Origin of the sequence: Pseudomonas sp. WS 5078 (assembly GCF_012985745.1) — a bacterium.
Taxonomy (GTDB): Bacteria; Pseudomonadota; Gammaproteobacteria; order Pseudomonadales; family Pseudomonadaceae; genus Aquipseudomonas; species Aquipseudomonas lundensis_A.
On the sequence record NZ_JAAQWX010000011.1, the window covers coordinates 19,930 to 42,240 of the forward strand.

Annotated in this window: 17 protein-coding genes; 9 read left to right on the forward strand and 8 right to left on the reverse strand. The window is 58.8% G+C overall.

Annotation, left to right across the window (positions count from 1 at the left end; genetic code table 11):
- Window positions 1–89: 89 nt before the first annotated feature.
- From HBN68_RS15380 to HBN68_RS15395, 4 genes are all read right to left on the reverse strand, one after another.
- Window positions 90–806 carry an MgtC/SapB family protein gene (locus HBN68_RS15380; protein ID WP_094993423.1) on the reverse strand — a complete coding sequence of 239 codons (717 nt, stop codon included), beginning with the start codon at window positions 804–806 and terminating at the stop codon, window positions 90–92.
- A gap of 71 nt (window positions 807–877) precedes the next feature.
- Window positions 878–3,640, reverse strand: coding sequence for a magnesium-translocating P-type ATPase (gene mgtA / locus HBN68_RS15385; RefSeq protein WP_169965140.1), 2,763 nt, complete (start codon window positions 3,638–3,640; stop codon window positions 878–880).
- Window positions 3,641–4,333: 693 nt separating this feature from the next.
- The gene (locus HBN68_RS15390) at window positions 4,334–5,668 is read right to left on the reverse strand and encodes a SidA/IucD/PvdA family monooxygenase (protein ID WP_169965141.1); all 1,335 of its coding nucleotides are present in this window, start codon (window positions 5,666–5,668) and stop codon (window positions 4,334–4,336) included.
- A gap of 117 nt (window positions 5,669–5,785) precedes the next feature.
- Window positions 5,786–6,265 carry a sigma-70 family RNA polymerase sigma factor gene (locus tag HBN68_RS15395; protein WP_169965142.1) on the reverse strand — a complete coding sequence of 160 codons (480 nt, stop codon included), beginning with the start codon at window positions 6,263–6,265 and terminating at the stop codon, window positions 5,786–5,788.
- A 312-nt stretch (window positions 6,266–6,577) separates the two neighbouring features.
- Between HBN68_RS15395 and HBN68_RS15400 the strand changes: the two genes are divergently transcribed.
- The 5 genes from HBN68_RS15400 (at window position 6,578) to HBN68_RS15420 (ending at window position 13,264) form a co-directional block, all read left to right on the forward strand.
- Window positions 6,578–7,750, forward strand: a complete 1,173-nt coding sequence (locus HBN68_RS15400) for an efflux RND transporter periplasmic adaptor subunit (RefSeq protein ID WP_169965143.1) — start codon at window positions 6,578–6,580, stop codon at window positions 7,748–7,750.
- The gene (locus tag HBN68_RS15405) at window positions 7,751–9,718 is read left to right on the forward strand and encodes a MacB family efflux pump subunit (RefSeq protein WP_169965144.1); all 1,968 of its coding nucleotides are present in this window, start codon (window positions 7,751–7,753) and stop codon (window positions 9,716–9,718) included. It begins immediately after the preceding gene.
- Between the two features lie 7 nt (window positions 9,719–9,725).
- Window positions 9,726–11,120, forward strand: a complete 1,395-nt coding sequence (locus tag HBN68_RS15410; RefSeq protein ID WP_169965145.1) for an efflux transporter outer membrane subunit — start codon at window positions 9,726–9,728, stop codon at window positions 11,118–11,120.
- A 232-nt stretch (window positions 11,121–11,352) separates the two neighbouring features.
- Entirely contained in the window at window positions 11,353–12,264 is a 912-nt protein-coding gene (locus HBN68_RS15415; protein WP_169965146.1) for a hypothetical protein, read from the forward strand.
- A gap of 97 nt (window positions 12,265–12,361) precedes the next feature.
- Window positions 12,362–13,264, forward strand: a complete 903-nt coding sequence (locus HBN68_RS15420; protein ID WP_169965147.1) for a hypothetical protein — start codon at window positions 12,362–12,364, stop codon at window positions 13,262–13,264.
- 39 nt (window positions 13,265–13,303) lie between these two features.
- Here the strand turns inward: HBN68_RS15420 and HBN68_RS15425 are convergent, their stop codons facing one another.
- Window positions 13,304–14,914: a PvdJ/PvdD/PvdP-like protein gene (locus tag HBN68_RS15425; RefSeq protein ID WP_094993432.1), complete on the reverse strand. Its 1,611-nt coding sequence runs from the start codon at window positions 14,912–14,914 to the stop codon at window positions 13,304–13,306.
- Window positions 14,915–15,141: 227 nt separating this feature from the next.
- On the opposite strand from HBN68_RS15425, the gene dkgB reads away from it, so the two are divergent.
- Window positions 15,142–15,945: a 2,5-didehydrogluconate reductase DkgB gene (gene dkgB, locus HBN68_RS15430; protein WP_169965148.1), complete on the forward strand. Its 804-nt coding sequence runs from the start codon at window positions 15,142–15,144 to the stop codon at window positions 15,943–15,945.
- Window positions 15,946–15,980: 35 nt separating this feature from the next.
- Here the strand turns inward: dkgB and zapE are convergent, their stop codons facing one another.
- Window positions 15,981–17,099, reverse strand: coding sequence for a cell division protein ZapE (zapE, locus tag HBN68_RS15435; protein ID WP_169965149.1), 1,119 nt, complete (start codon window positions 17,097–17,099; stop codon window positions 15,981–15,983).
- A 304-nt stretch (window positions 17,100–17,403) separates the two neighbouring features.
- Here zapE and HBN68_RS15440 point away from each other — a divergent pair, with 304 nt between their 5' ends.
- Window positions 17,404–17,658 (forward strand): DUF2790 domain-containing protein, encoded by a 255-nt coding sequence (locus tag HBN68_RS15440; RefSeq protein WP_169965150.1) that lies wholly within the window; start codon window positions 17,404–17,406, stop codon window positions 17,656–17,658.
- A 299-nt stretch (window positions 17,659–17,957) separates the two neighbouring features.
- Window positions 17,958–18,215: a DUF2790 domain-containing protein gene (locus HBN68_RS15445; protein ID WP_094993436.1), complete on the forward strand. Its 258-nt coding sequence runs from the start codon at window positions 17,958–17,960 to the stop codon at window positions 18,213–18,215.
- Between the two features lie 137 nt (window positions 18,216–18,352).
- Here the strand turns inward: HBN68_RS15445 and HBN68_RS15450 are convergent, their stop codons facing one another.
- On the reverse strand, window positions 18,353–18,631 hold the full coding sequence (locus HBN68_RS15450) for a PepSY domain-containing protein (protein ID WP_094993437.1): 279 nt from the start codon (window positions 18,629–18,631) through the stop codon (window positions 18,353–18,355).
- A 164-nt stretch (window positions 18,632–18,795) separates the two neighbouring features.
- On the opposite strand from HBN68_RS15450, the gene HBN68_RS15455 reads away from it, so the two are divergent.
- The gene (locus HBN68_RS15455; RefSeq protein WP_094993438.1) at window positions 18,796–19,797 is read left to right on the forward strand and encodes a FecR family protein; all 1,002 of its coding nucleotides are present in this window, start codon (window positions 18,796–18,798) and stop codon (window positions 19,795–19,797) included.
- On the opposite strand, the gene HBN68_RS15460 is transcribed toward HBN68_RS15455, so the two are convergent.
- Window positions 19,794–22,088: an acylase gene (locus tag HBN68_RS15460; protein ID WP_346010213.1), complete on the reverse strand. Its 2,295-nt coding sequence runs from the start codon at window positions 22,086–22,088 to the stop codon at window positions 19,794–19,796. The two genes, HBN68_RS15455 and HBN68_RS15460, sit on opposite strands and share 4 nt — an antisense overlap.
- Window positions 22,089–22,311: the final 223 nt, after the last annotated feature.

A 22,311-nucleotide genomic window follows, 5' to 3' on the forward strand; every position in this document is an offset into this window, starting at 1 on the left:
ATAATGGCTAATTAAAAGCCTTGGAGAGGAAGGGCATTGGTGACTCTTGTTGTAAGAATTCCCTTAAGAAGTCATTCGTTATCCCGGATTTACTCTGTGGTACTCGGGCTCCAAAAGGCTTGAACCACCAACGTGGAGGTGGAGATGCGTGCGACCAATGCGTCCAGCTCGTCACCGTCCACTGACGTGGCGACCAGTGTGCATTCAATCTCGACATCCTCCTGACCAAACGCGTGTATATCCAGATCCCGCGCCGGGTAATTGCTGCGCTCAAGCTCGGCTTCCAGCAAGGCGAGTACGGCTTTTTGCTGATGACGGCGCGCTATGACATAGACCATGTAAGTGACTTCAGACGAAATAACGTCCAACGGCTGACGGTTAATGTTGTTCACAATCGGGCGCAACAAGGTGTTTGCCGCCAACACAAACAACGTGCCCAGAAGGGCCTCGAGAATCAGGTCGGCTCCTGCACAGGCGCCCACGGCGGCAGAAGCCCATAACGTGGCGGCCGTGTTAAGCCCGCGCACATTGCCTTCTTCACGCATGATGACGCCGGCGCCCAAAAAACCGATGCCGGACACCACATACGCCACCACCCGCACGGCGCCTTCGGCACCGCCCAGGCGGTTGGCCATGTCGACAAAAATGGCCGCCCCCACCGCCACCAGCACGTTGGTGCGCAAGCCTGCGGTGCGTTGGCGGTATTGACGCTCGAAACCGATCAATCCGCCCAACACAAACGCTGCGCTAAGGCTGACCAACGTGTCGACCAGTGAAACCAGGTTGATATTGTTGAGTGCTTGCATAGCTTTCATCCTTGACTCAATCGCTGGATATCATCGCCGCCTTACCAGGCGGCGATGGAAGAACACTGACGTTACTGCCAGCCGAACTTGCGGATGTAAAACCCTTTCACCGCCTGGGTCAGCCCCATGTACGCCAGCAAAATCACAGGCAAGAACACGAAGTACAACGGTGGCAAAGCTTCAAGCTTAAAGTAGCTGGCCAATGGCCCCATTGGCAGGAAAATCCCGATGGCCATGATGACCCCCGTCATCACCAGCAACGGCGTGGCGGCGCGACTTTGCAGGAACGGAATCTTCGGCGTGCGGATCATGTGCACGATCAGGGTTTGAGTCAGCAGGCCAACCACGAACCAGCCCGACTGGAACAGCGTCTGATGCTCGGGGGTATTGGCCTGAAACACGTACCACATCAAGCAAAACGTCAGGATGTCGAAGATCGAGCTGATCGGTCCGAAGAACAGCATGAAACGTCCGACATCCGCCGGCTGCCAGCGCTGTGGTTTTTTCAACAGGTCGTCATCGACGTTATCGAACGGGATCGCAATCTGCGACACATCGTAGAGCAGGTTCTGTACCAGCAGGTGCATTGGCAGCATCGGCAGGAACGGGATAAAGGCGCTGGCCACCAATACCGAGAACACGTTGCCGAAGTTCGAGCTGGCGGTCATTTTGATGTACTTGAGCATGTTGGCGAAGGTGCGACGCCCTTCCAGCACGCCCTCCTCCAGCACCATCAGGCTCTTTTCCAGCAGGATGATGTCAGCGGCCTCCTTGGCAATGTCCACGGCACTGTCGACCGAGATCCCGATGTCGGCGGTGCGCAAGGCCGGGGCGTCATTGATCCCGTCGCCCATAAAACCGACCACATGGCCATTGGCTTTGAGCAAGCGCACGATGCGCTCCTTGTGTGTGGGCGTCAGCTTGGCGAACACATTGGTGGTTTCCACTGCAACCGCCAGTTCAGCATCGCTCATGCGCTCAATGTCATTGCCCAGCAACAAGCCCTGCTGGTCCAGCCCCACTTCCCGGCAGATTTTCGCCGTCACCAACTCGTTATCACCGGTCAGCACTTTGACCGCCACGCCGTGCTCAGCCAAGGCTTTAAGCGCAGGCGCCGTGCTCTCCTTGGGCGGATCAAGGAATGCCACGTAGCCAATCAGGGTCAGCTCCTGCTCATCCGCCAGGGTATAAGTGTCGCGCCCCGGCTCCATTGAGCGCGCCGCCACCCCCACCACCCGCAACCCTTCTTCATTGAACGCTGACGTGACGCGGCGAATGCGCGCCAACAGTTCATCCGTCAGAGCTTCTTCCGAGTCGCCATGACGAACCTTCTTGCACACGGACAGGACTTCTTCGACAGCGCCTTTGCAAATCAGCACGTGCGGGCGGTCTTGCTCGGCCACCACCACCGACATGCGACGGCGGGTAAAGTCAAAAGGGATTTCGTCGACCTTGCTGTAGGCCGTGCCTACGTTCAACTCACGGTGCACCTCAACATGCTCCAGCACTGCGACATCCAGCAGGTTTTTCAGGCCGGTCTGGTGATAGCTGTTCAGGTAAGCCATTTCCAGCACGTCGTCGGACTCTTGCCCCCAGATATCCACGTGACGGGCGAGGAAAATTTTGTCCTGGGTCAGGGTCCCGGTTTTATCGGTGCACAACACATCCATTGCACCAAAGTTCTGGATCGCGTCCAGCCGTTTGACGATGACCTTTTTACGCGACAGAAACACAGCGCCCTTGGCCAGCGTCGAGGTAACGATCATGGGCAGCATTTCGGGGGTCAAGCCCACGGCCACCGACAGTGCAAACAGCAGGGCCTCTGGCCAGTCGCCTTTGGTGAAACCGTTGATGAACAGCACCAGCGGCGCCATCACAAACATAAAGCGGATCAGTAACCAGCTGACTTTATTGACACCGGTCTGAAACGACGTCGGGCCACGGTCCGTGGCGCCGACCCGTTGGGCCAATGCACCAAAATAGGTGTTGTTGCCGGTGGTCAGCACCACGGCAGTTGCCGCACCGGACACCACGTTGGTGCCCATGTACACGATGTTTTCCAGTTCCAGCGGGTTGCGAGTGTCACGGTCTGCCTGGTGCGGGAATTTTTCCACAGGCATGGATTCGCCGGTCATGGCGGCCTGGCTGACAAACAGGTCCTTGGCGCTGAGCACGCGGCAATCTGCCGGAATCATGTCCCCGGCCGACAACACGATCAGGTCGCCCGGCACCAGTTGCTTGATCGGCAGCTCGATGCGTTGCGCGCCCTTGATGTGCAACGACGCCCCATAAAACTTGCCAAACACCGGCGCCGCATCGGCGCTGAAGTCGCGGCGCATCACTGTGGCGGTGTTACTGACCATGGCTTTGAGCGCATCTGCGGCCTTGTTGGATTTGGCTTCCTGCCAAAAGCGCAACACCGTGGACAAGACCACCATCGTGCCAATCACCACAGCGGCCTGGACGTCATCGGTGGCCAGCGACACGGCCGCCAGCAGCGTCAGCAACAAGTTGAAGGGGTTTTTATAGCAGTGCCACAGGTGCACCCAACGGCTCAAGGGCTGTTCGTGCTCTACCTCGTTAAGCCCGTGTTGCTGGCGCAGTGCCTGGGCTTCGACCTCGCTCAGGCCATCGGTGTGAGTACCGAGACTGTCGATCAACTGCGCGCTGTCGCGGTGGGCGGCCGCCACCAGGGTTTGCGCCAGGGTGGGCGGCACTTCGCGGCTGACCGTGGTGTCTGTCACGCTGTCCAGCAATGCCAGGCGGCGAAAGTGCCGTGCAATGTGACGCGTACGCAGAAAACCTGCGAAAAATTCTTTCAGGGTGAGTTTCATCGTGCTACTCCTGCGCCGCCTGCGCTCACCCTGATCGGGGCTTACGCAGGCGGCCTTAATCTCGAACCGTCATTCATGGTGTCAATACTCGTATGCAGGTCGGATACCTGCGTTTAACGGGGCAATCGCCCCCGGCCCGGCAATGCAGGTCGATGATGGCGACGGCGGATTGGCATAAGGGTGTGGCCCATGGTGAGTCCTCTGACTTACAACGTCAGCGGTGTTCCACGGCAGGTGCAGACGAGCACAGGCGCTACGCCGCAAACGCGGGGCATGGGCCTGCTTCCTGAGGCAACCGGCCTGGCGAAAGGCGTTGGTCACACAGGTTTAAGTGTCGAAGAGAGGGCTTGCCGGATCAGGTCACAGGGGACCGGTTCTAGACGCCATTTCTCGCTGTTCAGCAAGAAACGGCAGGGGAATCTGCGCGTTAACTTGCCGAATGTTTGCCAGTCTTGAAGACCGGCCGACTACTGTCACTCGAACTGGTACCCACTGAGGGACTCCGCTATGGATGAAAACGCCGGCAGCTTACGCCTGACGCTTTAGAGAGTAAACCGCAGGCATACGTCCGTGCGGTAAATCGGAAAACCCTTCAGGAAGGGTTCAGATTCCAGTGAGGGTTCAAGTGCCCCCCCCTGAACCCTCAACCGCAAAAGCCCCTTCAATGAGTGACACAGCCCGTTTGTTTAAAGGCTATACAGCCGCCAACAGCTGCTCGGCGTTGAGGTGGCTTTGGGTATGGCGTTTAACGTGGGCATACAACGACGCGGCTATTTCCTCGGAACGAATCGCCAGCACCGACAACAAGGTGTCGCTCAATCCATGGCTGGCCTGGCAAAAGCCCTGCATGTAAATCCCGGCTTTGCAGCGCTGGTCGGTGACAATGCGGTAATCGCGGTCCACCTCGAAGTCGCCCAGGTACTCGGCCAGCGGTGCCAACAAATGCCGGTGCAACTGGCGCTCATAGCCTGTGGCCAAAATCACCGCATCGTACTGCTGCGCGCTGAGGTCACCCGTGGCGGTGTTGCGCAGCGCCAGGGTGATGCCCTGCGCATCTGCAACGGCCCCTTCAATACTGGTCAGGCTACGAAACGCATGGCGGGCAATACCCGACACTTTTTGACGGTAGAAAATCCCGTAAATACGCTCGATCAGGTCAATGTCAACCACCGAATAGTTGGTGCTCTGGTACTCGGTAATCAGGCGCTCACGTTCGGTGGTGTTCTGTTGATACACCAGGTCGGTAAACGCCGGAGAAAACACTTCGTTGACGAACGGGCTGTCATCGGCCGGTTTGAGGGCCGAGCCGCGCAGGATCAAATCCACCTGCGCCGACGGGAAGCAGTCATTCAAATCAATGAATGCTTCGGCGGCACTCTGGCCACCGCCAATGATCGCGATACGCATGGGCTTGCCGCTCACGCAAGGTTGCGCAGCCATGCGCTCCAGGTACTGCGAGTGATGGAAGACGCGGCTGTCACTGTTGAGTGCCTTGAATGCTTCAGGAATACGCGGTGTACCACCGGCACTGACCACCACCGAACGCGTCGTGCGCACGTGCTGCTGGCCTGACATATCGCGGGAAATCACGCGCAGCGCCTGGACCTGTTGCTGATGCAACACCGGCTCGATGGCCAACACGTCCTCGCCGTAGCGGCTTTGGGCCTCAAAGTGCGACGCCACCCAGCGCAGGTAGTCATTGAACTCCATGCGGCACGGGTAAAAGGTGCCGAGATTGATGAAATCAACCAGACGACCGTGGGCATTGAGGTAATTGACGAACGAGTACGGGCTGGTCGGGTTACGCAATGTGACCAAATCCTTGAGGAAGGAAATTTGCAGCTCACTCTGGGTGACCAGCGTATTGCCATGCCAGCGGTAGTCCGCCTGCTTGTCCAAAAACAGCACATCCAGCGGGCCTTGCACCTGCCCGCGTTCTTCCAGGGCGATGGCCAAGGCCAGATTGGAAGGCCCGAAACCAATGCCGATCAGATCATGAACGACGGCCGAAGCGATTGCCTGTGTCATTTCCAGTGTCCTCTGGATTACCCCTCAACAGGGGGGAGAAAAAGCCCATGACCCGATTGCGCTGTGGCAGCACGGCAGGTCGTCTGTTGAGTAGGAACGAGACTACAGAAATAAAATTTAGGCGTTGTCCCACTGCCGAATCCGTATCCGGCAATGCTTCATGGCGTTGACAATATGCTTTTCGACCACGCTGCGGGAGACACCGAGGCGCTCGGCAATTTCCGGATGTGACAAGCCTTCAAGCTTGCGCAGCAAGAAACTGTCGCGGCATGCCGCAGGCAATTCATTCAGCGCACGCTGCACCATTTCCAGACGCTGGCCCTGCGCCAGGGTGGCGTGAGGGGATGGGCTGTAAAAGCGCTCGTCGGTGTCCAGCGCCTCAAGTGGCTCGATCTGGCGCAAGGTGTTGCGTCGATGCCCGTCGATCACCAGGTTGAGGGCCGTGCGGTACAAAAAGGCCCGCGGCTGCTCAATCGGCTCATCGCTGGAACGCTCAAGAACGCGTACATAGGCGTCATGCACCACATCTTCGGCGGCCTGCGCATTGCCCAGTCTGGCACTCAAAAAGCTGACCAGCTCGCGGTAGTAGTTTTCCAACGTAACTCCTGACCGCAACCGGTGCGGCAACTTTCCATGAGCGCTGAAACAAGGCCGAATCAGATGGCGGCATGATGATGGCACTTAAGGGGACGTAATTTATAGTAATTCTCATATAGATTTAAAGTCCGGCTGTTGAGACGAACAGGAAATATTCAGAAATAACCTGTTCTGCCCCGCCTTAAATTCGTTGTTCAGCTCTACGTCTACTCAACAGCTCCCCGTAACTGTCAGCTCGTGACAGCGTTAGCTGTAGGGCATTTCGGCTCGACGACCTGACGACGGGCCAAATCCCATTGGCCGGAACCCTGCATGAAACGCCCCCGACAGACCCGCCACGCTGTACTGATCGCATTTTCTTCACTGCTGGTCGGTGCCTTTGTTGCCTGGCCCTTTCTGACACCCGGCCGCGAAGCGTATGACACGGTGACGGTGACGCGCGGCAACATTGAAAACAGCGTCACGGCACTTGGCACGCTGCAACCACGTCAGTACGTGGATGTCGGCGCTCAGGCGTCCGGGCAAATCCGCAAGATCCACGTCGAGGTCGGCGCCGAGGTCACGCAAGGTCAGCCGCTGGTGGAGATTGATCCGTCGACACAAACCGCAAAGCTCGACGCCAGCCGCTTCGCCATTGAAAACCTCAAGGCTCAACTGCACGAGCAGCGCGCCCTGCATGATCTGGCGCGGCAGAAATTCCAGCGCCAGCAGCGCCTCGCCCAAGGCGGCGCCACGCGCGAAGAAGACATACAAAGTGCCCAGGCAGAGGTGCGCACTACTCAGGCGCGCATCGACATGTTCCAGGCGCAGATCCGTCAGGCCCAGGCCAGCTTGCGCAGTGACGAAGCCGAATTGGGCTATACGCGCATCTTTGCGCCCATGTCCGGCACTGTCGTGGCCATCGACGCCCGCGAAGGACAAACCCTCAATGCCCAGCAGCAAACGCCGCTGATCCTGCGGATCGCCAACTTGTCGCCCATGACGGTCTGGGCCGAAGTCTCGGAAGCCGACATCGGCCACGTCAAACCGGGTATGCAGGCCTATTTCACAACATTGAGCGGCGGCAACCGGCGCTGGACCAGCACTGTGCGGCAAATCCTGCCCGTGCCGCCCAAGCCCTTGAACGAGGCCAGCCAGGGCGGCGGCAGCCCTGCCAGTTCAGGCAAAAGCGGCAGCGCAAGGGTGGTGCTGTACACCGTGCTGCTCGATGTCGACAACACCGATCAAGCGCTGATGCCCGAAATGACGACCCAAGTGTTCTTTGTCGCCGATCAGGCCCGAGATGTCCTGCTGGCGCCCATCGTGGCCCTGCAAGGCAGCAACGACGGCGATCGCCAGACAGCCCAGGTGGTGGCCAAAAACGGTGACATCGAAGCCCGCCAGATCCGCACCGGTATCAGCGACCGCTTGCGCGTACAGATCCTTGAAGGGCTCAACGAGGGCGACCACCTGCTGATCGGCCCCACCCCCGGCGACGGAGGTTAAATGACCACGCCCCTGATTGAACTGCATGCCATCCGCAAGGTGTACGGCGGCGTCGACACCCCGCAGGTGCAGGTGCTCAAAGGCATCAGCCTGTCGATCCATGCCGGCGAATTCGTGGCCATTGTCGGTGCCTCGGGTTCCGGCAAGTCGACGTTGATGAACATCCTCGGTTGCCTCGACCGCCCGACCTCCGGGCGCTACCTGTTTGCGGGCCAAGACGTGGCTGGCCTCGACACCGATGAACTGGCCTGGCTGCGCCGTGAAGCGTTCGGCTTTGTGTTTCAGGGCTATCACCTGATTCCCTCTGCCTCGGCCCAGGAAAACGTCGAAATGCCCGCCATTTATGCCGGCATACCTGCCGCCGAACGCCATGCCCGCGCGGCTGCCCTGCTGTCGCGCCTGGGCCTGGCCGAGCGCACCGGCAACCGGCCGCACCAACTGTCCGGCGGCCAGCAACAACGGGTTTCCATCGCCCGCGCCTTGATGAATGGCGGGCACATTATCCTGGCTGACGAACCCACCGGCGCACTCGACAGCCACAGTGGCGCCGACGTCATGACGCTGCTCGACGAACTGGCCAGTCAGGGCCATGTGGTGATCCTGATTACCCACGACCGGGAAGTCGCGGCACGGGCCAAACGCATCATCGAAGTGCGCGATGGCGAGGTCATCAGCGACAGCGCCCACGGTGCACAACCGCTCACGGACACCCCCAACACCCTGCAGGCCATCGACCTGCGCCAGCGCCTCAATCAAGGCAGCGAAGCCCGTGGCGCCTGGAAAGGCGAGCTGCTGGATGCCGTCCACGCGGCCTGGCGGGTGATGTGGATTAATCACTTTCGCACCGCCCTGACCTTGCTCGGTATCGTCATTGGCGTGGCGTCGGTGGTGGTGATGCTGGCCGTGGGTGAAGGCAGCAAGCGTCACGTCATGGCCGAAATGGGCGCGTTTGGCTCCAACATCATCTACCTGAGCGGCATGTCGCCGCGCCCACGGGCGCCGCTGGGGATTGTCACGCTCAATGACGTGGCCGCGCTGTCCACGCTGCCGCACGTGAAGATGATCATGCCGATCAACGGCGCCGAGATCGGTGTGCGCTATGGCAATGTCGATCACACGATGTACACGGGGGGCAACGGTATCGACTTCCCGGCCATTTTCAATTGGCCGGTGGTGCAAGGCAGTTTTTTCACCCAGGCCGACGAGGATGCCGCGGCCGCCGTGGCCGTGATCGGCAAGAAAGTGCGGGAAAAGGTACTCAAGGACGTGCCCGACCCGATCGGGCGCTACATCCTGCTGGAGAACGTACCGTTTCGCGTGGTGGGGATTCTGGCCGAAAAAGGCGCCAGCTCCGGGGATTCTGACAGTGACTCGCGCATCGTGGTGCCCTACTCCGCGGCCAGTGTGCGCCTGTTTGGCACCCACAACCCTGAGTACGTGGTGATCGCCGCGGCCGACGCGAGCAAGGTCAATCAGACCGAAAAAGCCATTGAGCAATTGATGCTCAAGTTGCACGGCGGCAATCGTGATTTCGAAATCACTAACAACGCGGCAATGATTCAGGCCGAAGCCAAAACCCGCAACACCCTGTCGTTGATGCTCGGCTCGATTGCTGCGATCTCGCTGCTGGTGGGCGGCATCGGGGTGATGAACATCATGCTGATGACGGTGCGTGAACGCACCCGTGAAATCGGCATTCGCATGGCCACCGGGGCGCGCCAACGCGACATCCTGCGCCAATTCCTCACCGAAGCCCTGATGCTCTCGGTGGTGGGCGGTGCGACCGGGGTCGGCCTGGCATTTATCGTCGGCGCCGTGTTGTCTCTGTGCGATGTCGCAGTCGCGTTCTCGTGGGTTGCCGTCCTCGGCGCCTTTGGCTGCGCACTGGTAACTGGCGTCATTTTCGGCTTTATGCCGGCCCGCAAAGCTGCCCGGCTCGACCCGGTCACGGCCCTGACCAGTGAATAAACAATTGATGAAGCCGTCCTTGAGTGTGTTCTCCGTGTGCCTGTTACTGGGCGCCTGCAGCCAGAATCCTGCAGGCGACGATAAGGCCGTGGTGCCACCGGCGACGTGGCAATCCGCAGCTGTCCGCGCCTCTCTAACCGTCAGCCAACAGTGGTGGCAACAGTTTGGCAGCCCCGAATTGAATCGCTTGATTACCCGGGCCCAAGCGGACAGCTACGACCTCGCGGCCGCCGTCGCCCGCGTGCAGCAAGCCCACGCCAGCGCCGTGATTGCCGGTGCGCCGCTGCTGCCGGAGGTCAAATTCAGCGGCAGCGGCAACCGGGAGAAACTCCTGCGCGGCAAAGGCTACAGCCAGCTGGATGCCACCGATGACAATAAAGCCGTGGACTACTTTGATGCCAACCTGACCGCCAGCTATGAAGTGGATTTCTGGGGGGGCAAAGCCGCTGCCCGGGACAGTGCCGTACAGGCGCTTCGGGCCACCGAGTTCGATCGTGCAACCGTAGAACTGACGCTGCTCAGCAGCGTCGCCAATGGTTATGTGCAGACCCTGGCCCTGGAGGAACAACTGCGTATCGCCCGCCTCAACCTCGCTAACGCTCAACGGGTGCTCAAGGTGGTGCAAACGCGCCATGACGCAGGCTCGGCCACGGGGCTGGAACTCGCCCAGCAAAAGAGCCTGGTGGCCAGCCAACAACGGCAGGTGCCGCTTGTGCAACAACAAGCCCAAGAAGCACGCATTACCTTGGCGGTGTTGCTGGGCAAACCCGTGCAACAACTGCACCTGGGGGAGACGTCTTTCGCCCGCCTGCACTGGCCAACCCTCGGCAGCGGCGTGCCCAGCGACTTACTCAGCCGACGCCCGGACATAGCCAGCGCCGAAGCCAAACTGGCGGCGGCACACGCCGACATCACGGTCGCGCGTGCTGCCATGCTGCCCAGCCTGACCTTGAGCGCCAGCCTGGGCTCGGGCGCCGACCGCTTGAGTGACGTGCTGCGCAGCCCGTTTTATAACCTTGCGGCAGGGCTGGCCGCGCCGATCTTCAACAACGGCCGCCTGAGCGCCGAACGTGACAAAGCCAGCGCCCGCCAGCAGGAACTGCTCTACACCTACCGCGCCAGCATCATCAGCGGGTTTGCCGATGTCGAAAAAGCCCTGAACAACGCTATCGGGCTGGACCGCCAACGCCAGTGGCAAGACGAAGAACTCAAGCAGGCGCAACAGGCGTTCGACATAGCCCAACACCGCTATGAAGCCGGGGCGGAAGTGTTGCTCACGGTGCTGGAAACCCAGCGCACGCTGTACCAGGCGCAAGACCTGCACGTGCAACTGCGCAGGGCGCGCTTGCAAGCCAGCATTGCCTTATACAAAGCACTCGGCGGGGGCTGGCACGCCAAGTAAGTTGTGCCGGCATTCACTTTTTTCTGAACGCTTAACTATGTATCCCCAAGGCGGGTTCATTGCGCCTTATTGTTTCGACACCCAGCGATGTGCGCGGTGTTGAAACACCCCAATCATGACGTTGCACGGCGACCCATGATCCCGCTGACATTTATCCCCCACGCGCAGCGCACATACATTTCGTACAGCACCCAGTTAAATACTCAGCACATTGCGCGCACGAGGCATGACCATGAACGCCACCCCTGATAAAAACGTTGACTTAACTACCCTGCCAAACACGCTCGCTTGCCAGCCATGGGAATTACTTATCCCGATTGAAGGAAGCGGTATTAACAGTGGTGTTTCAGCCGTTGAATTCAAAGGCAAACTCTATGCGTTCTATCTCAAATCAAACCCCGGGCAACCGACGACAATCGGTTATGCCACCTTGTCCAAAAACATTAAAAACAGACTCTTTGTAGAAAGCCTTGATGAACTCACTGCCAAGGACGTGGCTCACTTCAGACCCGCCGTTACGGTTTACGACGATCATTTATTTTGCTTTTTTACAGCCACCGACCAAACCCTGCGCTATCACGTATTTACGGGAACCGACTGGTCCGCTGTGGATACCGTGCCCTATACGTTAACTGCCGACGCACCCTCTGTCGCCACGCACGGCAACCGCTTGTATTTGGTGCTGCGCGGAACCGTGGGGAATGTGTTCTATCACAACGTGTTCGAAAACTTCAGTTGGGGCACGAACATCCCCAGCTATCACATCCTTTTCAACGACAGCCCGTCACTGTGCATGTATGAGGAAAAACCCCACGTGGCAATCAATGGCCTGGATGGACAACTGCATGTATTTGTATTCACCGACAATCAATGGCGACCTGCTTTAAGGCTTTCTCAACGCAACCTATACGGCGCGCCCGCACTGCATGCGTGGGCAAAATTCATCGTTACTGCCACGCGCAGTAGCGTCACCCACCGTTTTTTAACCGAACTTATCCACCCTCCCGCAGCCAGGCCGCAGCTGTACAAAACAGCTGGCCCTTACGTGTCGCCTCCGTGCCTGACGACCTACGACCATGATTTATATTTACTTGGACAACGGCCGTGCAATGACTTGGGTATTTCGCGGTTTAACCCTGATTAAAATCCCGGAGTGAACCGTCATTCCCGCCCCCTCTTCACGCGAACGGAAACTAACCGTTGCCGCCCCCCAACTTGCAGCCAAGCCAAAAAGACGCCCCATGAATCATTTATCCAATAACAATTCAGATGCGCCAATACACAATTCGGGTTGCCCAACCTGGGAATTGATCATGCCCATTGAAGGCACGGGTATTTCCAGCGGTGTGTCGGCCGTCGAGTTCAAAGGTAAGTTGTATGCGTTCTATACCCGCCATAAAACCCCTGACGCCGTGACGCTGGGTTATGTTGTGCTGAACAAAAACGCGGACAACGACTTAAGACTGGAAAGTATCAATGAGCTACCGGCCCCGCAAGTTGCGCATTTTCGACCGGCCGTGACGGTGTACGCGCAACACCTGTATTGTTTTTATACCGCGACCGATCAAACCATACGCTTGCTTAACTATTCAGGCGCTGAGTGGTCATCGACTGAGTCAGTGCCCAACGTATTAACGTCTGATGCACCTTCTGTCGCAAGTAATGGCGCTAGTTTGTACCTCGCCTTGCGCGGCACACGGCAACACGCGCTTTACCACAAGGTTCTGGATCACACCGGCTGGCAACCGCATGTACTTGATCCTGATATAGACACCGCAGAAAGTCCTTCACTGTGCATTTACGAGAACGTGCCTTATGTGGGAATAAGAACCCCGGCCGAGCAACAACTTATATGCCGTTTATCCAGCTACTGGCACCCCATACACCTCTCCAAACAGCGCGGCACCTATGGCGCTCCGGCACTTGCTGCACACGATAAATGCTTTTTTTCCGCGGCTCGTCTGCGCGACAGCAACCAGTGCACCATTGACAGGTTTCAACCCAAGCAGGGGATGGAGCACGTAGACAAAACTGCAGGCGCTTACTTGTCACCACCCTGCCTCACACAGTACTCGGACGATCTTTATTTGATCAGTCAGCGGCCTTGCAATGATCTCGCCATTTTAAAATTCAACCCCGACTGATACCTGATGTACCCCTCATGCCGATTGGCTGCGAGGGGCTTATATCGCCAGGTGCCGGGCATACCAGGGACGACGTGGAACCTTGCGCTGCAACGTGTCCAGCACCTGTTCATCAGCGAAAGTAATACGTAACGCCAGCTTCATGGTCTCAGGGTCCATTTCCACCGTTTTGCCCTCTGCCAGCCCCGGCGTGGTGCTGCAACCATGGGTGATGGGCCCCAGCCAGGGATCGCCCACTTCCACCCAGCGGCCCGGCGCAAACCACGGCACACCGCTGACGTCCACGCAGGTCACTTCGCCCGGGTGAAAACGCTGGTGGGCGCGGTACCAGTCTTCAAGGCGGTCATCGATCCAGCCGTGAAAGCACCAGAACACCGGATTGACGTGGGAGGAAAACGGATCACCCAAAAAGTCATTCTCGGGGGCGTACCAACGCGCGGAAAAATCGGCCGGATCACGAGCATAGGGCACAGGCGCCCCATTGGACGGGTCGCGCGGCACAGAAGCCCAGCGCATGTGCAGCCAGTCGTGCAGCCCCAGCTCAACCTCCGAACCGAACTGGCCGAGGGTCAATCTCGACAGGTAACGCGGATCGCGATACCGCGACTCCCACACCTCAAAATTACTGTGGAAGGTCTCAGGCTGTTTGATGTCGCTCAACCATTGGGTATACAGCGCGTCGCCCTCCGCCAGCCAGGTCGGTGGCAAGGCGCTGCCGTCGTGGTTGTCAAAGTAACGCGCAAACCCCGCGCGGTCGCGTTCCAGCTCCGGCTGGGGCAACGGGAGCGCGGACCACGAGGGCAAATGCTGCATCGAGCGCGCCGTGCGCAACATGTGTCGGTGCATGAAAAAGAAATCCACCCCCGAGCCATTGCGGTCCTTGCGTGGCCCCCGGGCGTCGCGCTCCTTGTTGCGCTGACCGGGCTGCCAGCCGATGCCGCGCAGGGCATTGCGCTTGGTCTCGGACAGGTCGTGCCAGGTGTCGCGTGAGGCATGCCAAAGCTGGTGAAAAAGCCGATGCTGCGGCGACACCAGCCATGCCAGCAGGGTCGGGTTCAGGCCGATACGCGCGCGGGCTTCAGGAAAGGTGCACTTGAGCGCGACAAAGTGGTTGTCCTGCTCGGGCAATGCCAGCGGGCGATCCAGACGCTGCACCCGGCCACTCAAAGTGCCACTGCCCGCATTGCCATACAGGCCCCACACTTCATCAAGGCTGAAACTCAATTCGTAATCGGGTAGCCCATGAGCAGCATCACTGCGGGTCAGGCGCCAGTGCATGCGCCGGGCTTGGGGCTCAACCAGATCGCCCAGGATGCGATAGCGCGGGGTCTGCTCGCTGTGCAACACCTGAGCCGTGTCCAGAAAACCCCGGACCCCTCGCCCCCGCGGCGCAATGTCCAGCCACACTTCGAGGTCGCCGGACGGCAAACCGTGCAGCCCGGCATCCTGGCCGCTGAACCGGATCGTCCATAGACCGCGCAACTGATCGGCCAGTTGCTGCCCGGCCGTGTCTGCCAGATCGACCGTTGCCTCGCCAGGGGTGATCGGTTCGTCCACCCGTGTCAACGCGCGATGTCCATAGAACGCTGCAGGCGCGGCAGCCCCGGTGATCGCTAAACCTGCGATGAACCCTCGTCGAGAAATCGTCATTGCCCTACCTGTCCCAGCCTGAATGCAGGCGTTATCCAAGCTAGAACGTGTGCGCATCGACGAAATTTAGGCCTCGGGCCCGGGTCACCCAGCAGGAACTCCCACGCCTGAACGAACTCAGTGATTCATGACCTGTGCTCAAGAGAGCTTTGCCTCAGGACGGGTGTTTCACCCCCACAAGGGCAGCGATACTCACCCTCATTCTTACGACCTCCAAGGAGTTATCCATGACAGTTCCAGCCTTCGGCCTCGGCACTTTTCGACTTAAAGGCCAAGTGGTGGTCGACTCGGTTAAAAATGCCCTTGAGCTGGGTTACCGCGCTGTGGACACCGCGCAGATTTACGAGAATGAAGCCGATGTCGGCCAAGCCATTGCCGAGAGTGGCGTGGCACGGGATCAGCTGTACATCACCAGCAAGATTTGGGTCGATCATTTCAGCCGCGAAACATTGGTTCCGAGCCTGAAAGAAAGCCTGAAGAAACTGCGCACCGACCACCTCGACCTGACCCTGATCCACTGGCCTTCGCCGGCTAACGAAGTGCCTGTCAGCGAATTCATGGCCGCGCTGCTGGACGCCAAGCAACAGGGGCTGACCAAAGAAATCGGTGTGTCCAACTTCACCGTCGCGCTGATGAAAGAAGCGATTGACGCAGTCGGCGCCGAGCACATTGCGACCAACCAGGTCGAACTGCACCCGTACTTGCAAAACCGTAAGGTGGCTGAATTCGCCAAGAGCCAAGGTATTCACATAACGTCCTACATGACGCTGGCCTATGGCGACGTGTTGAAAGACCCGGTCATTCAACACATTGCAGAGCGGCACAACGCCACCCCGGCGCAAGTCACGCTGGCGTGGGCCATGCAACTGGGTTATTCGGTGATTCCGTCGTCTACCAAGCGCGCCAACCTTGAGAGCAACCTCAAGGCGTGCGAGCTGACACTGACCGAAGCCGACATGCAGCACATTGCAGCGTTAGACCGTGGCCATCGTCTGACCAGCCCAGAACGCCTGGCGCCTGAATGGGACTGAACCGAAGGGCAGCAGCCTCGTGCTGGCCAGCGCTGTCAGTGAACGCCGAACCGCTGCAACTGCATCTCCCGCAACCGGCTCAAGGTGCGGCGAAACGCAAATGACAGATAGCCCTGTGTGTACAGCTGCTCCATAGGTACGTGCGCCTCGATGCACACGGGCACTTTGCGGTCGTAACACTCATCGACCAGCGCAATAAAACGCCGCACGCTGTCGTCATACTTCGACAGCTGCGGCAGCTCCCGATCCCCCGCCTCGACTTTTACCGCGCCATCCTCAGTACCGCGTGCAATCTTGCCTTCGCGTTGTTCGGCACTCAGGCAGGGGACTGCGCTGAGTACAATGACCTTGAAACGGTCACACAACACCATGAATTCGGTGGCCGCCAACGGCTGTTCGCAGAGCGCATGAAAGCTGCACCACAGCACGCTTTCACTGGCGCCCAGAACATCAAGCGAGCGATGCCCGAGCACAATCGGTTGATGGGTGCAAGCCCGCCCTTGCGTCAAGTGCTCGAACAAAGGCCCCATGACGCTGGGGTGCCCCACAGGCGTTACCCAATAACGCTGTTCGGCGATGCCCGGGTGCAGGCGATGATCCTGGGCTCCGTCCACCGAAACCACATCCATGTGCTTGAGAATCGCGGTAATCGCCGGCGTAAAGCGCTCACGGTTGAAGCCGTGGCCGTACAACTGCTCGGGCGGCTGGTTGGAAGTGCACACCAACACCACGCCTTCATCGAACATCACCTGAAACAGACGGCCGAGAATGATCGCGTCACCGATGTCATTGACGAACAGTTCGTCAAAACACAGCACCCGCACCTCTTGAGCCAGGCCTTTCGCCAATGCAGTGAGCGGGTCTGCCGTCCCGATCAACTGAAACAAACGCTGGTGCACCCACTGCATGAAGTGATGAAAATGCTGGCGTCGAGCTGGTACGCGCAGGCTCTGGAAAAACTGATCCATCAACCACGTTTTGCCACGCCCGACCGGGCCCCACAAATACACCCCTTTGACGGGGTTCACGTCCCGATTCAGTTGCTCATGGCAGCGCTGCAAGGCCTGCACCGCGCACCACTGCGCGGGGTCGTGAACAAAACCGTGTTGTGCAACGGCCTGCTCCCAGGCGCTGAGGGGGGAATCCACGTGCATGCGATGGCTGGCTCCAGAATCTGACGGGCCAGTATGCCAGCAAGGCCTCGACGACGCGCCCTTGAAAATGGGCTCGACGTCACCACATTGTTACCCATGCGGTAACACAGCCTTTTGCCATCAGGGCTTTTTCAGAAGTTTGAACGGCGTAAACTTGGCGACATGTAATACACAACCTATGCACTTTCCAACCGGTACTTCGTACGGGCTTATTGAATAATCAACGGGCGCCGTAACTTCTTCCCGCCCCATGGCAAATGAAGTCAGTCAGTGTTACCCCTTGATTACTTTAGAGGCCACATAAATGAAACAGTTAATTGCTTTACTTATGGCTGGCATGGCGACTGTTGCCATGGCCAGTGAAACAACCCAACCATCGCAACCCGAAGTTGAACATTATTCCTACGGGTCGACATTGGACATTGCCAACGTCATCAGTTTGTCGACTATTCCAAAAGTGTGTGAAGTGGTACCCGCACAGATGACGTACGAAGACCACCAAGGTCAGCGTCACACCGTCGAATACCAAGTGATGGGCGACGGCTGCAGCACCCACTAAACCCGTGCGCTGCCCCCATGGTTGCACGCACGGATGCGACCCCAAGCCCCCTCTTCGGAGGGGGCTTTTTAGTGCGCGTGGGAACCCCCCCATTGTTACCAATCCGGAAAAACTGCTTGGCGATCTTTTGACTTTAATCAATACAAGGGGGCGGTATTCTATGTACATCCCTGGACGAAACAGTGAAACAGGGCACGGTACTTCGTGTTACGCCATACCGACTTAATGACGTAACAACTTCTCCCGCCTGCACGGCAATGGAAGTCAGTGATACGTGATTGTTTTAAGGTCTTAAATAAATGAACCGTTTGATCGCACTTGCTTTGATGGGTATTTCGACACTGGCCGCTGCTGAAGATATTCAAGTGGCACAGGCCCAACCGGTGGTTGAACAGTACACCTACGCTACCGATCTGGACGTTGCCAAAGTTATCAGCGTGACGCCCACTGCCGATGTATGCGAAGTGGTTCCGGCGCAAATGACCTACGAAGACCATCAGGGTCAGCGCCACATTCTTGAGTACCGCATCATGGGTAACGGCTGTTCGAACGGCTAAGACCGGCACAACAGGGGCAAATTGCAAACCAAGCCTCCGGTATTCGGGGGCTTTTTAGGGCGCGTCAAGCGCACTGGCTTGGAGCCCGGCCCTGACGTGCAGGACCGGGCTTTAGAGGCAGTTCAGACGCTGAAGAATCAGTCTTTTTTCTCTTTGATGATTGTCCCATTGTGATCAAACGTCGTTTCGACCTCTACTTCGACACCGTCGATCTTCTTCACGCCTTCAGCTTTCCAGATACCCGTCGCCGGGTTTTCCAGTTCGATTTTCTTGATGGTGATGTAGCCATTTTTAGTCTTGAGGACTTCAATGGCTTCTTTGGAGAACGCCCAGTTTGCATCAGGCGCCGCCATCGCAGCGCCAGCGCTCAACAGAACAGCAGCAGTGATTGCAGCAGTAAGGGTTTTTTTCAACATTGTCTTAACTCCATTAATTGATGTTGCGTCTGTTACGTAGCTTGCCGCAGTAAACGTAGCAGAGAAAAAACCAGCCATGAGGGTGAAATGACATGCTTTTGACATGCCTCATGTTCTCGTTCGCTCTGGCACAGGGGTAGAATGCCCAAAACCAGGAAGAGCCAATGAGCGAAACACCCCTCACCGAAGCCCAATACGATGCCATCACCGAGGCCGCTGCCCAGTGGTGCATGCGTTTGCATGAGCCCGATTGCACAGATCAGGAACGTAAAGCTTTCACGGTGTGGCTGAACGCCGACCCCCTGCACGCGTTTGAATACGAAGCGATGCAAGATATCTGGGAGGTCAGCGAACACTTGCCCAAGCCCGAGCCTGTTGGGTCGCAGGTGATTGCCTTGGTGCAACGTCCTCGCCAGCCCGCCTGGCAAAAACTGGCCATCGCAGCGGCTATCACCTTGCTGACCGTTCCGGTCGCGGCTTACAGCGGCTGGGAATTGGGCTGGGTGCCCAACGCCTACGAGCACGTGCAGGCGGATACCACTTTGCGCACGGTGACCCTGCCGGACGGCAGTGAAATTGAGCTCAACCTGGGCACTGAACTGACCTACGCCAACTACAAAGACCAGCGCCGGGTCACGTTGAGCAAAGGTGAAGCTTTTTTTAAGGTCAGTCATGACGCCACGCACCCGTTCGTGGTTCAGGCGGCCGAGGGCCGTGTACGCGTAACGGGCACTCAGTTCAACGTCTGGATGTATGAAGATCAGGTCAAAGTGACGTTGCTGGAAGGCTCGGTGCTGGTCACCAGCAATAAAAAACTCAGTGGCGACGGGCTGCGGCTGGAACCGGGCATGCAAGCCCGCTACAAGGCTGGCGACTATGCCGCACAAATCAGCCAGACCTACGCCAACTCGCCGGATCTGGCATGGCGCAACGGCAAGCTGGTGCTGGACAACCTGACCCTGGCCGATGCCCTGCCCCTGATCAACCGCTACCTGAGTACGCCACTCGTGCTGGCAGACAGGGCCACCGGCGCCCTGCGCGTGGGCGGCGTGTTCAACACGAAAGAAATCAACAGCCTCGTGACCTCCCTGCCGAAGGTGTTACCGGTCTACCTGACCCTGAGTCAGGACGGTAAACCGGTCCTCAACGCCCTGCCCCGCGGTTAACGGCTCTGCCGGATCTGAATCAGTTGGTAGTTCGGATCAGCCTTGATCTGCGCCTCGGTGAAGGGCAAGGTTTGCCAGTGTTTTTTCGAGAACGCTTGCGTCTGATCCGCAGCGTGTGGGGACGTCGGGTCGCTTGACAGCGAGAACGCCAGTAAGCCTTGAGCCTGCGGGCCGTTTTCGTCGAAGGTCACCGTTTGCAAATAGCTGGTGCCGCTGACCACCTCTTGCTTGCCACCCTCCCCCGGCACGCTCTGCATGGCGTTATAAACCCCCAAAGTCGCCGGGCCGCCGTGGATCGGGGTGCGCTGGTCACCCACGCTGACACCTTGAATCTGGCCCCACGTCATGTCCGCACTCAACCCTGCTTCAGCCACCTGCGCGGCCGAGGCCTTGAGCGCTTCGTGTACGGCTTGGCGCACGGCCGGTTGATCGATATTCAGCCCGCGCGGCGTATGCTGCGGATCGTGCGCACTGAAGGGCACCCGCCACACATCCGGCACCTCGAGCAGGCGCGCCATGAGGTGCTCGAAATGCAGCAGGCCGATGCCGCTGTCCAGGTTCGCGTGTTGATCCCATGCCTTGAGGCTCGCACACACTGCAACCTGCGGCGCCTGGTGCTCCGTCTGGCAGACGTGAAGCAGATCAGGCATCACCTGACCGGCCAGGTACACCCGGTTATCCATCACCATCCCTTGCAGATCGGAAACACCCAGCGTTCCGGGCTGACTCAGGCGCTGCAAGGCAAAACGCGCGCGCGGCCCCAAGGGCTGCCCGTCCTGACTGATCAGCGGGGAAAACCCGCTCAAAGGCGCCTGCGGGTTGGCCATCCACGCCGAATCGTTGGAATGCTGCACGTAATCATTGCGCCGCAACTGCGGCAGTTGGCTGGCCGGGTAGATCCCGGCTTGGGCCGCGTCAGGGTCATCAGTCCAGGCGCAGGCACGGCGGCTGCCATCGAGGAGGATCATCTCCAGCCCGACTGAAGGGTCACTGCACGCCGCCAATTTGGCCTGATCGACATACGGCACCACCGACAGGTTCATGTACAGCGCCTGCCCCTTGTCATCCACGGCAAGGGTGTTAACCCACGGGATTCCTTGAAGGGTATTTACCGAGGCTTGCAGGGCATCGAGGCTGTTCGCCTGATTGATCGCATACCACTGCTGCAACACACGATCGTTGTCGAGGTTGGCGTCGCGCAGGCTAAAGGCCACGTGATCGTCCCAGTCCAGCTTGCCCGGCCATTGCACGACCGGCCCGAATACCGAGCTGTACATCACCTGTGAGTGCGGCTTGAGAGTGCCATCAGCCTGCTTGACCTCAACGCTGACGGTTTGCTCGTGCAACGGCAGAGACTTACCGTCCAGCAGGTAGCGCTTGGGGTCCTGCGGGTCGAGGGTCAGCCGGTACAGCGTGAAGTGTTTCGAGGTGTCGACGGTATGGGTCCAGGCCATGTGCTGGTTGAAACCAATATTGATCAACGGCAGGCCGGGCAAGGCGGCCCCCATCACATCGAGCTTGCCGGGGATGGTCAGCTGCATCTCATAAAAACGCATGCCGCCCACCCACGGAAAATGCGGGTTGGCCAGCAACAGAGCACGTCCGGTTTGTGAGCGCTCACTGCCGATGGCAACTGCGTTGCTGCCCCGTTCCAGGGCGAAACGCTGCATGCGCCGGTAGGCCTCGTTGAAGCCCTGCGTGTTGTCCACCAGTCGGGCGCTGGCCTGAGGTGGCGTCGCCCCCACCAATGCGTCGGCAAACTGACCCGCCCCACCCTCGACCAGCAAACGACGGGTCATCTTGACCAAATCCTGTGCCGTGAGCGGACGCACCGAAGGGTTGTCACACAGCGCCGGCAATGCGTGGCGTTCGCTGAGCTGGCGGTTGTAACCGGCCACATAGCCCTCAATCAGCTCACGTACCTCTGGGGTTTGTGCCTGCCAGAACGCGTCTACGGCCTGCGGCGTATTCAGCCATTTGAAAAAAACGTCGCTGGACAGGTTGTCACGCTGCTCCGGGGTCAGCGCATCCGGACCAAAATATTTCGAGCGTTCACCGTTTACCGTGGTCACTTCATTGGCCAGCAAGCACAGGTTGTCGTGCGCGTAGGCGTACCCGATGCCGTAACCCAGACCGCGCTCGTCGTCGGCCTTGATATGTGGCACGCCGAACGTGGTGCGGCGAATGTCAGCACTCACGTCCCGGGCGGGCGGCTGAGCCAGGGCTGAAACACTCAGCCCCAGACACAGCCCTGCAAGGCATGTTTTGCTCAATGGCCTGGAAATAATCACGCGCACTCCTGCTCTGTCGTAAGAAAGGCCCCGCAGCGCTGACATTCACGCGCAGTGACCCGGCCTGTGCCTGCACTAAAGACGAAGCCGGTGAAAAAAAATTAATCAACCCGCGCAACCTTGTGGGGACGGGGGGTTCGCGCATAGGCATCGGTCTGACGACAAATTTTCTACATCCCAATGTTCATGATTTCGGCAGCTCATTCGTCTAGTCACTTAAGAG